Raw genomic sequence first — 10,635 nt, forward strand, 5'->3', positions numbered from 1 at the left:
ATTCGAACCCATCTGCGGGTGGGTTTTTGCTGTGTGTCAGGCAGCACTGAACTGAGCATTATGTAATTTGGCATAAGCCCCTTTGCGGGCGAGGAGTTCGTGGTGGTCACCTTGTTCAACAATGCCCTCTTTATCGACCACAATGATGCGGTCAGCATTTTGAATAGTGGCTAAACGGTGCGCAATCACTAATGTAGTTCGGCCTTGCGATAATTCAGTCAATGCCAACTGGATAGCTTGTTCTGTCGCTGTATCCAATGCCGAGGTCGCTTCATCCAAAATTAAAATTGGCGGGTTTTTCAGGAAGATACGCGCAATAGAAAGGCGCTGTTTCTGCCCGCCGGATAATTTTACGCCGCGCTCACCGACTACAGTATCAAGGCCATCAGGCAGGCTTTCAATCAGCTCATCCAAGCGGGCTTGTCGTGCCGCTGCCATGATTTCGTCATCACTGGCATCCAGCTTGCCATAGGCAATATTCTCACGAATAGAACCGCCGAATAAGAAAACATCTTGTTGAACTATACCAATATTATTGCGCAATGATTGCTGAGTCATATCACGGATATTGATCCCATCAATGGTGATTGCTCCGTCATCAAGCTCATAGAAGCGAGGGAGTAATGAGCACAGTGTGGTCTTACCGGCCCCTGATGGCCCGACGAATGCGACGGTTTCGCCCGCACGGATTTGCAGATTCAAGTGAGTAAAGATTTTGCTCTGCGGTGAATAACCGAAACTAACATTCTGGTAGCAAATATCCCCTCTAAGATGACCGACCGGACGGGCATCAGGTTGATCGACAATATCGGGTAAGGTATCAATCAGTTGAGTGAATCGTTTAAACCCGGCGATTCCTTTCGGGTAACTTTCCAGAACCGAAGTTATTTTCGCTACCGGGCGGAAAAAAACTTCAACTAACAATAGAAAACCGACAAAGCCACCATAACTCAACTGATCATGCACCACATACCATGTGCCGACTACCATCACAATCAACTGCACCAAACGGGTGCTTAGGTAGCTCATGGTCATGCTGGTGGTCATGATGCGGTATGCTTTCAGCTTAGTTGTCCGGTAATTTTCATTATCTTTGGCGAATAATTTCTTCTCATGGGATTCGTTTGCGAACGCTTTTACTACCCGAATCCCGCCAATGCTTTCTTCAATCCGGGCATTAAAATTCCCTACCTGACCAAAGAGTCGGCGCCAGGTATCGGTCATTTGTGCGCCATAACGGCTGACCAGATAGGTCATAAAAGGCACAATAACAATAGTGAGCAGCGCCAGTGGCAGATGAACGGACGCCATCAAGATAAAAGCACCAATAAAAGTCATCACGGCAATAAAAAGATCTTCCGGGCCGTGGTGGGCAATTTCCCCGACTTCTTCTAAATCTTTCGTTACATGGGTGATGATATGGCCGGTCTTCATATTGTCGTAATAGCTAAACGATAACTTTTGCAGATGGCTAAATGCCTGGCGACGCATATCCGTTTCGATGCCGACCCCAAGAGCATGTCCCCAATAGTTAACTATCGCCATGAGCGCTGTATTCAGGAGATAAATCATTAGCAGGCCCGTTGCAGCCCAGACTATCAACACCCAGTCTTGGTTAGGGAGCAGCTTATCAATGAACAGCTTTACTGCCATTGGAAAGCTCAGTTCCAGCAACCCGGCCAAAATGGCACAGCCAAAATCCAAATAGAAAAGCCCTTTGTACGGGGTGTAATAAGAAAAGAAACGGCGGAGCATCAGACATCCTTACAATTACAGAGGGAAATGACGGCACAAAATATGGAAATCGGTTTGTGGTGTCATAAATAGAAATAATTCTTAATCGCGTTTATTTTGCCAGTTATTAGCTGATAATAAAATTCTTATCTGTGAGAATATGCCAGAAGCGAAGATAAAATCGAGTTGTGTTAGTGATTTCATAGCGAGGAACAATGACAATGAAGTTGACGATGACAGATACCCCAACAACTGAAGATGTAGCTGAAATAATGGCAGGGTTGAAGGCTTTTAACCGTAATTTTGTCGGTGATAATGGGCGTAAACCATTAGCGGTGTTTATAACGGGTGAACAGGGTGAAAAGTTAGGCGGTATTACTGCCTATACGTTAGGTCATTATCTGAGTATAGAATTGTTATGGGTATCAGATACATTACGTCATTCTGGAGCGGGTAGTAAACTGATGCAGGCAGTTGAGCGGGAAGCAATACAGCGGGGGTGTAAATTCTCCCAAGTCGATACATTCAGTTTTCAAGCGCGGCCTTTCTATGAAAAGCAGGGTTATCAATTGCAAATGACGTTAGAAAATGTCGTGGATGAGTATCATCGTTATTATTTAACTAAAAATTTGGTTCGTTAGATTGTGCTAAAAGTTCGAGTTGTTTGCGCAATAGCCTCTATAGGACTTAATCTGGTATTAGGTTAATCTGTTTTACATTGGATTAACTCATATCAATGGAAATAAATATGGCGGCCTCCTCAAATAAAAAATTATCATTGTGGTCATTAACTTCACTGGTTGTCGGTTCAATGATAGGTGCCGGTATTTTCTCTCTACCCGCGACATTTGGCCGTGCTACCGGAGGTTTTGGTGCACTTATCGCCTGGATTATTGCGGGGGGAGGGATGTTGACTCTGGCCTTTGTTTTTCAAACATTGGCGCAACGTAAACCTGAACTTGATTCTGGTGTTTATATTTATGCTAAAACAGGATTTGGTGACTATGCGGGTTTTGCGTCGGCTATCGGTTTTTGGGCGGGTGCATGTATCGGCAGTGTCTCTTATTTTGTACTGATCAAATCAACACTCGGAGCATTCTTTCCATTATTTGGAGACGGCAATACTTTATCCGCTGTTTTAATTGCCTCATTCATTTTGTGGAGCTTCCATTTCATGGTGTTACGCGGCATCAAAGAGGCGGCGGCGATTAATACCATTGCCACCTTCGCAAAAGTTATTCCAATATTTATTTTTATTATTGTTTTAGCCTTTGCTTTCCACACCGATACTTTCGCATTAAATTTCTGGGGTACTCAGTCTCTGGGGGCTATAGGTGATCTCTCCCATCTGGACGATTATGGTTATGCCGGTCATGCGGCTTTGGAAATAGGTGCAGGTTCTGAGTCTTTATTTTCTCAAGTTCGCAGCACGATGCTGGTGACTGTATTTGTTTTTGTTGGTATTGAAGGCGCGAGTGTTTATTCCCGCTATGCTAAAGAAAGAAAACATGTGGGTATTGCGACCGTTTTAGGTTTTATCGGCGTTTTATGTCTACTGGTGTTGGTGACCATGCTTTCCTATGGCGTACTGCTGCGCCCGGATCTGGCTGCTTTACGTCAACCTTCTATGGCGGGCGTGTTAGAGCATATTGTTGGTCGATGGGGTGCTATATTTATCAGTATTGGGTTGATCATCTCAGTGATGGGTGCCTATTTGTCATGGACTCTGCTGGCGGCCGAAGCGCTTTATTGTGCAGCAAAAAGCCATATTATGCCGAGTGTCTTGGCAACCGAGAATAAACACGGAGTACCCTCGGCTGCGGTTTGGATGTCCAATATTTTTATCCAATTATTCTTAATTGTTACGCTTTTCACTGAATATGCTTTCCAACTCGCACTCGAGTTAACCAGCTCACTGGTGCTGATTCCCTATCTCTTGGTTGCTGCCTATGGCTTGAAATTGGCCTGGACTCGAGAGACATACTCCGTCGAGGCGAAAGACCATAAGAAAGATTTGATGATTGCATTAATAGCCACTTTCTACGCCGTATTGATGGTATATGCCGGAGGTTTGAAATATATTTTATTGTCGGCGGTGATATACGGTCCAGGAACCTTATTGTTTATTATCGCTAAACGCGAGCAGAAGAAATTAGTCTTTTCGTCTATTGAAAAATGTGCTTTTGCTGTAGCGCTCATTGCTGCTGTCGCGGCGCTATATAGTCTTGCAACAGGTATTATTACCGTGTGATAAGTTTGGCGATATTGAGTGAGAATAGACGGGGAACTTCAAGCCCGCCTATGACCCGCAATACATTATCTATCTTAATGTGTTTGGAGTATTCCCCTATCTTTACAATGGGTGGGCTTGATCTATAACACAGACTACGACAGGATCGCGTTGGAAAAGCCTGCTATCAGGCTGGCGCTAGTATGATTTTTGATAAAAAGGCGCTCAATAAAACGCGATTTTTCTTATACAGGGTTACGGCTGGTGTGTTTTTGCCAGTAGGTATTGCTTTGAAAAAACAAGAAAATCTTACCCAGAATAGTGACTATTCAACGGGAATTGGCGATGCGCAATTTGCGCTCGTGGTTTTACTGACAACATCATGTTTGCTGATTGCAATAACGTTGATTGTGATCCTGTGGTTAATTTGATGCGCCATAGAAATTAGGGAGAATGTATGGACAAGAGCTTGTTTGATGATAATAAAGTCATTGCACTCATTGGTTTATTGTTGGCAGCACTTATTGTGGTTAGCACCATGTTTGTGATGACCTACATGGCGGATCGCCAGCGCAACGAAATACAAACCATTGATGTGCAGAATTGCTACAAAAAAAGCTGAGAATATATTCGCCGGTTAGTGCGCGTATGCATTCTGGCGAATAATGGTATTGTGCAAATTACGCCAATTTCTGGTGAGTGGTATGCAAGGGCAACGCGATATTGAGGTCAATATCGGTATTTTGCCGGAAGTCATACGGGGTGATACCGTAACGTTTTCTGAACATGTAAGTAAAGTGTGACTGTGATCCAAAGCCAAAATCCAAAGCAATATCAAAAATAGAGCTATCACTGCTTCTTAGCTGATAGACGGCACCCGCTAAACGCCTTTCCCTAATGTATTTACCTAATGATACCCCTGTCACTTCTTTAAATATTTTTTGCATATGCCAAAGCGAGTAGCCCGAGTATACGGCTAACTCTTCGAGGTAGATGACCCGCCCCAGATGGGTTTCGACCCATTTACTGAGGGCGCAGACTAACGCGAGATGATTTTCTTGTGACATTATTTAGTCTGTTTTTTTGGGTTGGGAGGAGTGCAGTATACACAAATTGAATCTAACAACACAAAACACCAAGTTGGCTTTAGTTGCAGCAAATATATCATGAACTCTTTTCAAGACCTGTTTGCAAAAGAGCTTTCTGGTGCCATAGTAAAAGGGTAGTGTCATCTGAAAAGGGGAGACCCCGAGGATAAAAGGTTGAGTTTGGAAAAATAGAAATTAAAAATGATGAGGTGATCGCATGTTGATAACAGTGATTATGACTCTGATAGCGGTTGTAGGTGTAACCGTCTTTCTAAAGATGCCAGTAATGGTTCTGCATAAAGGTAAAAGCGTAGGAGGTGATAAACTGTGAGACTGGAAATATTGTGACCAATAGATATGTAATGACTTCTCTTTCGAACCAGGTGATTGATAACTATCAAACCTGGTTTTTTTATGCCGCTTATCCTGAGCAGACGCATGGATAAAATCGTGACTATGGCAGGCTAAAGAAATATATCTGTGGCCGTGATATCCTTACACAATATTATTGTGAAGGAATTATCCATGTCCGAAATGTTCACTAATGACCAAGAGCTGGTCTCCGATCTGGTTGCCTGCCAATTGGTTATCAAACAAATTCTTGATGTGATTGATATTATTGCGCCGACCGAAGTGCGGGATAAAATGTCTCATCAGCTCAAAGCTATTGATTTCTCGTCACATCCTGCGGGAGCTGACCCGGTAACCAAGCGTGCAATTGAGAAAGCCATTGCATTGATTGATATGAAGTTTACGCAAAAGTAATACACTACAATTGCGTTTTGGTCTGTACATTGAGTACAGACCAAAACCGGTAAGCTGGACACAGCGGATCAATACGCACCCGCTATGGGTTATTCAAAGATGTTATTGCCAATCTTTTTCACTAGCGGGCAGTTACTGACACCAATAATGCCATTTTCTCCGTTTATAAATTGTGCGGTTGAAATGCCTCTGGCCGTCAGATATTTGCATTGTAAACCGATACCGGCAGCATTCTTCTCGCTGCCAATCAGTACGCCATAGCCTGAAAAGAGTAAGCTTAGGTATATGATTGCTACTACCAAGAGAAGTCTGAATAAACTCATATTGTTACTCCCTGTAATTAGTTTTACTTATTATATAATAGATATGTTTAACAGTTTAACTTGTAATAATGAGATGGTTAATAGTAAAAATCCTAAACACTATTGATTTATAGAACGAAATGGTAAAATAATTACGTAAATTGGCCTCTAACGTGATGACAAACATGAGTAATTACATCTTGGCTATAAATGGTTGATGTTTAGTAAAGTATAATTAAAAAAAATGTTGAATAAGGTACCTGATTTGAATATTAAAAAACTTGTCGCAGCGGTAGGGATTATCGCCGCTTGTTGCTTGTTTTACCTATTAGCCCTTGATAGCTATTGTGACCAAGGGGGGACTTTTTCTACCGGTATTTGTACCATAACTTCGATCATTCCATGGTAAGGATAACTTATCCCATATATATATAATAACAATTGAAAACTATTACTGATAGTTATCGTTATTAAGCGTTAATCGATTGCTCGGATTAAGCTTTGTGACGAGGAGAGTGATAAGATAGCGTCTTCGTCACGCATGTAATAGGGTCGTCAATGTTAGATACAAATATGGGCACAATGGGTATTGTCCCAATCGCTTTTTCGCTGTTTACCGTCATTTTTTTCTTGATAGTTTGGTTCTTTTTGAGCCGTGCCAGCGTGCGAGCAAACGAACAAATTCGCTTGTTACAAGACATCGCCGAACAGCAGAAGCAGCAAACAGAATTACTCAAAGCATTACTGGCTAATGCAACAGGTGTCAGTGACTTTCAAAGTGACAGTGATATCGTTTCTCCGCTTGATTTTAAAGGTGTTATACCGGAGAGATAAACTCACCGACTCTGGCGCTGCGGCTGGCAGTGTCAGAGTGATACTCATGTCTGTGAGTCATATCTTCTTCTCTCTTATTTTCCTCCACGCTCTAGCTTTGCACCCTGGCGTCAGACCACATTTTATTGAGCCAAAACAAACACGTTGATTGTCATAAATTTGTCTTAATTTCGCCGTAATGTAGCCTGAACTTTAAAGGTGAATGGTGATTCGGATGATTAAATGGTGTGAAGAAAGTGACAGCGAAGTGAACAGAAGCATTGCGTTACTTAGCGGTGAAGATCCCGACAAGTGGTATCCATATGGCGGCATTAAAGGTAAGGATTACTGTAAGAACCCTTCCGATGCATGGCCTATCATCTATGCCAACAAAATTGGCCTCTATTCCCCAGAAATTAATGATAATAATCAGTGGAATGCCAGAATTACCAATCAGCAAGGAGAATGGCAAGCCTATAGCCAAAGCCCGCTGCGCGCGGCGATGATCTGCTATCTACTCAGCCAGGAAGTTTGATAATCCGTCCCGATAATTTTCAGCAAAAGTGAATGTCCCGCGAAGTTTGGATTGCGGGAATGACAAAGGGTAAGGCGCTTTTTGATTGCTTTCGTGGAGCTGATGATGAAACGTATCATTAAAGGTGATTCAAATTTGTCCCATTTGGTTATTGCTCATGCCGCAATTGACCACCATCAAAAATCCTACGGCGAACGGCGTCAGGGCTGGCCATCAACTTATCTTATTCGGTACAAAAATAATCGAGTTGCTGTCGAAGTTGTCACCCGGCGTCAGTCCTATGTGGCTACATTAATGATTGGCGCCCGAAATTTGAGCAAATTATGTGGTATCTCTGCGTTACATCTCTGAGGGATATCCAGAGCCTCAGTTAATAGGACACTTGCCATATATAGTGCTAGTCGATTGTTTTTCATCCTGTCATCCACGAATGACCTTAATCCTTGCTGCAATCAGGTTTAAGTGTTAAAAAACCGCCGCAGATTCATTTACGAAAGGCACTTTTTACCACGGCAGTGTGTAACAGTGCGGCAGAGGATAGGATGGAACAGCAGTTGCAGGATTCAACATTAAAACGCGGTTTAAAAAATCGCCATATTCAGTTGATTGCTCTGGGCGGAGCTATCGGCACCGGGTTATTTCTGGGGATAGCGCAAACTATTAAAATGGCTGGCCCTTCAGTGATATTGGGTTATGCCATTGGCGGTTTTATTGCATTTCTCATTATGCGTCAGCTAGGTGAAATGGTCGTTGAGGAACCTGTTGCCGGTTCATTCAGTCACTTCGCCTACAAATATTGGGGCGATTTCGCCGGATTCTTGTCTGGTTGGAATTACTGGGCAATGTTTATTTTGGTCGGAATGGCCGAATTGACGGCGGTCGGTATTTATATTCAATATTGGTGGCCAGAAATTCCAACCTGGGTATCAGCCGCCATATTCTTTGTTCTGATCAATGCCATCAATCTTGTTAATGTGCGTATGTATGGCGAAACTGAGTTTTGGTTCGCGATCATCAAGGTTGTCGCCATTATCGGTATGATTGTATTTGGCGCGTATCTGTTGGCTTCTGGCTCTGGCGGGCCAAATGCTTCAGTCACTAACCTCTGGGCGCAGGGCGGCTTTATGCCTCATGGCTTTAGCGGGTTAGTGATGGCGATGGCGGTGATTATGTTTTCTTTCGGCGGGCTAGAGATGGTGGGCATCACTGCCGCAGAAGCTGAAGATCCACATCACAGTATTCCTAAAGCAACCAATCAGGTTGTCTATCGTATCCTTATTTTTTATATCGGCTCATTGGCCGTGCTTTTATCACTTTATCCGTGGGGCAAGGTGGTGGAGGGCGGCAGTCCTTTTGTCATGATTTTCCATGCCCTGGATAGCAATCTGGTTGCCACAATCTTGAACGTGGTGGTGTTGACTGCGGCACTGTCGGTTTATAACAGCGGTGTGTACTGCAATAGCCGGATGTTGTTCGGCCTGGCATCTCAAGGGAATGCGCCTAAGTTGCTGACCAAAGTGAATAAGCGCGGGGTGCCAATTTTGTCAATTGCGCTTTCAGCCCTGGCAACTTCTGCTGGCGTGGTCATTAACTATGTCATGCCGGGCAAGGCGTTTGAATTATTGATGGCGCTGGTGGTATCAACACTAGTTATCAATTGGGTGATGATCTGTTTGGCTCACTTGAAATTCCGCGCCGCCAAAGTGCGAGAAGGTGTAGAACCACGCTTCAAGGCACTTTGGTATCCTTATGGTAATTATCTGTGCTTGGTATTCCTAATGCTGATTCTGGTCATCATGTACCTTACCGATGGGATTCAGATCTCAGTACTGATGATGCCGGCATGGATTGCACTATTGTGGTGCGGATTTATGCTGACTCGCCGGAAAGGTAAGAATAGCCAATCGAAATTGAAGGATTCCAGTACCGTCTAATTAGGTTACTGTATGGCACTAAAATAGCCGGGCAGCAACAGTGAACCCGGCTATTTTTTACGTAGGAAGTCACCCATCGTTTACATTATCAGCAATAAATAAGATAGATAATTCCCGCTTTATAATAGGTGATGGCTATCGTCTTTTTCTGAAGTTATTAGCGCCAATTGAGACTGGTTCTTAATAACAATACTTAACCATTTAAAGTTTATGGTTAAGTGTATTGAATAATATATTCAATTAGAATTGCCAGCGCATCCAGGTAAAAAGCACATTACCATTATTATAAGTGCCGGGAATATAGGTGGTTTGTAGTGCAAATTTATTATATTCAATAGAGATAAGTGGCAATGGTAATGGAATTGGAATGTAATGATACTCGTGACGCGCGGTAATACTGGCCGTAAAGCCAACCCCAAAACGCCAGCCGTCCATTTCTCCAGGGATCCACATCTTTTGATAGCCATAACCTATAATCGGCTCAACTTCATTGTGTGAGTCCATAAACGCCATCGCATATACTGCGTGCCAGTTGTTATTCTCATCATAGCGGTACTTGCCATAGCCAATGCCCCAAGGCCGCTCGTTGTATGACTCTATCTTGTCTTCATCATAGGTCCAGCGGTTGTGCCACGTATTCAGCGGGATATACAGCTCTTGATTAGGCGAATCCCATGTGAGCGAGATATTACGCATCAGGCGTTGCCATAGGTTGTCATTATCTACAGACAGCTCGCTTTGTTTGGCCGGTGGTGATTTATCTTCTGCCTGAACCACGTTAGCCTGACCTAGCCATAGACTACTGAAAATACACGCGGAAATAAGATGTTTATAACTCATGGTATAGCTCTCTGATGCTGATAAGGTGAAATAAGATTTCCTTGCACCAGATAATCTTTAAACCTATCAAAATTAATAACTAACACTGCATATTTAAATGAGGAAAAGAATATAACCTCAAGCTTAAACGAATCTATAACGAGAAAGTAATATAGAGTTTTAAACTGCGCGCCAGAGTAGTGAAAATTTAATTACAGAGCATCAAGAAATGTCTTATTTTATTTCCAGTAGCACAATTTGCGGGCAAAATGAGTGACATTTTTATTACCGTAAACTGACTAAAATGATGCGGTTTTTAGAATATTTATACACAATAAATAAAGAGTATTTGCACTTAGATGGTGCACTTTATCTCCTGAAGATAAAGTATTGCATCTATATGACACATTAATGT

The 10,635-nt window shown here is 42.8% G+C and carries 14 protein-coding genes; 10 read left to right on the plus strand and 4 right to left on the minus strand.

The window, feature by feature from the left end:
* Positions 1 to 36: 36 nt before the first annotated feature.
* Positions 37 to 1,755 (minus strand): ABC transporter ATP-binding protein, encoded by a 1,719-nt coding sequence (locus tag HU019_RS16410; RefSeq protein WP_174847430.1) that lies wholly within the window; start codon positions 1,753 to 1,755, stop codon positions 37 to 39.
* A gap of 200 nt (positions 1,756 to 1,955) precedes the next feature.
* Between HU019_RS16410 and HU019_RS16415 the strand changes: the two genes are divergently transcribed.
* The 4 genes from HU019_RS16415 (at position 1,956) to HU019_RS16430 (ending at position 4,586) form a co-directional block, all read left to right on the plus strand.
* On the plus strand, positions 1,956 to 2,375 hold the full coding sequence (locus HU019_RS16415; protein WP_174847431.1) for a GNAT family N-acetyltransferase: 420 nt from the start codon (positions 1,956 to 1,958) through the stop codon (positions 2,373 to 2,375).
* Positions 2,376 to 2,482: 107 nt separating this feature from the next.
* The gene (locus HU019_RS16420; RefSeq protein WP_174850502.1) at positions 2,483 to 3,985 is read left to right on the plus strand and encodes an amino acid permease; all 1,503 of its coding nucleotides are present in this window, start codon (positions 2,483 to 2,485) and stop codon (positions 3,983 to 3,985) included.
* A gap of 182 nt (positions 3,986 to 4,167) precedes the next feature.
* Complete coding sequence (locus HU019_RS16425; protein WP_174847385.1) at positions 4,168 to 4,395, plus strand: hypothetical protein; 228 nt, start codon at positions 4,168 to 4,170, stop codon at positions 4,393 to 4,395.
* Between the two features lie 26 nt (positions 4,396 to 4,421).
* Positions 4,422 to 4,586, plus strand: coding sequence for a hypothetical protein (locus HU019_RS16430; RefSeq protein ID WP_174847433.1), 165 nt, complete (start codon positions 4,422 to 4,424; stop codon positions 4,584 to 4,586).
* A gap of 58 nt (positions 4,587 to 4,644) precedes the next feature.
* On the opposite strand, the gene HU019_RS16435 is transcribed toward HU019_RS16430, so the two are convergent.
* Complete coding sequence (locus tag HU019_RS16435; RefSeq protein ID WP_174847434.1) at positions 4,645 to 5,031, minus strand: helix-turn-helix domain-containing protein; 387 nt, start codon at positions 5,029 to 5,031, stop codon at positions 4,645 to 4,647.
* Between the two features lie 546 nt (positions 5,032 to 5,577).
* Between HU019_RS16435 and HU019_RS16440 the strand changes: the two genes are divergently transcribed.
* Positions 5,578 to 5,817: a DUF2766 family protein gene (locus HU019_RS16440; RefSeq protein WP_174847435.1), complete on the plus strand. Its 240-nt coding sequence runs from the start codon at positions 5,578 to 5,580 to the stop codon at positions 5,815 to 5,817.
* Between the two features lie 89 nt (positions 5,818 to 5,906).
* Here HU019_RS16440 and HU019_RS16445 read toward each other — a convergent pair whose 3' ends face one another.
* On the minus strand, positions 5,907 to 6,140 hold the full coding sequence (locus HU019_RS16445; RefSeq protein WP_174847436.1) for a YobH family protein: 234 nt from the start codon (positions 6,138 to 6,140) through the stop codon (positions 5,907 to 5,909).
* Positions 6,141 to 6,384: 244 nt separating this feature from the next.
* On the opposite strand from HU019_RS16445, the gene mgrB reads away from it, so the two are divergent.
* The 5 genes from mgrB (at position 6,385) to HU019_RS16470 (ending at position 9,401) form a co-directional block, all read left to right on the plus strand.
* Positions 6,385 to 6,528 (plus strand): PhoP/PhoQ regulatory lipoprotein MgrB, encoded by a 144-nt coding sequence (gene mgrB, locus HU019_RS16450; RefSeq protein WP_174847437.1) that lies wholly within the window; start codon positions 6,385 to 6,387, stop codon positions 6,526 to 6,528.
* 149 nt (positions 6,529 to 6,677) lie between these two features.
* Positions 6,678 to 6,953 (plus strand): YebO family protein, encoded by a 276-nt coding sequence (locus HU019_RS16455; protein ID WP_174847438.1) that lies wholly within the window; start codon positions 6,678 to 6,680, stop codon positions 6,951 to 6,953.
* 214 nt (positions 6,954 to 7,167) lie between these two features.
* Positions 7,168 to 7,467 carry a phage protein NinX family protein gene (locus HU019_RS16460; protein ID WP_174847439.1) on the plus strand — a complete coding sequence of 100 codons (300 nt, stop codon included), beginning with the start codon at positions 7,168 to 7,170 and terminating at the stop codon, positions 7,465 to 7,467.
* Positions 7,468 to 7,572: 105 nt separating this feature from the next.
* Positions 7,573 to 7,818 carry a DUF4060 family protein gene (locus HU019_RS16465; RefSeq protein WP_005163674.1) on the plus strand — a complete coding sequence of 82 codons (246 nt, stop codon included), beginning with the start codon at positions 7,573 to 7,575 and terminating at the stop codon, positions 7,816 to 7,818.
* Positions 7,819 to 8,009: 191 nt separating this feature from the next.
* Entirely contained in the window at positions 8,010 to 9,401 is a 1,392-nt protein-coding gene (locus HU019_RS16470) for an amino acid permease (RefSeq protein ID WP_174847440.1), read from the plus strand.
* Positions 9,402 to 9,641: 240 nt separating this feature from the next.
* Here HU019_RS16470 and pagP read toward each other — a convergent pair whose 3' ends face one another.
* Positions 9,642 to 10,241 (minus strand): lipid IV(A) palmitoyltransferase PagP, encoded by a 600-nt coding sequence (gene pagP, locus HU019_RS16475; protein WP_174847441.1) that lies wholly within the window; start codon positions 10,239 to 10,241, stop codon positions 9,642 to 9,644.
* Between the last annotated feature and the right edge of the window lie 394 nt (positions 10,242 to 10,635).

The organism is Yersinia artesiana, from assembly GCF_902726545.1.
In the GTDB taxonomy this organism is placed as follows: Bacteria; Pseudomonadota; Gammaproteobacteria; order Enterobacterales; family Enterobacteriaceae; genus Yersinia; species Yersinia artesiana.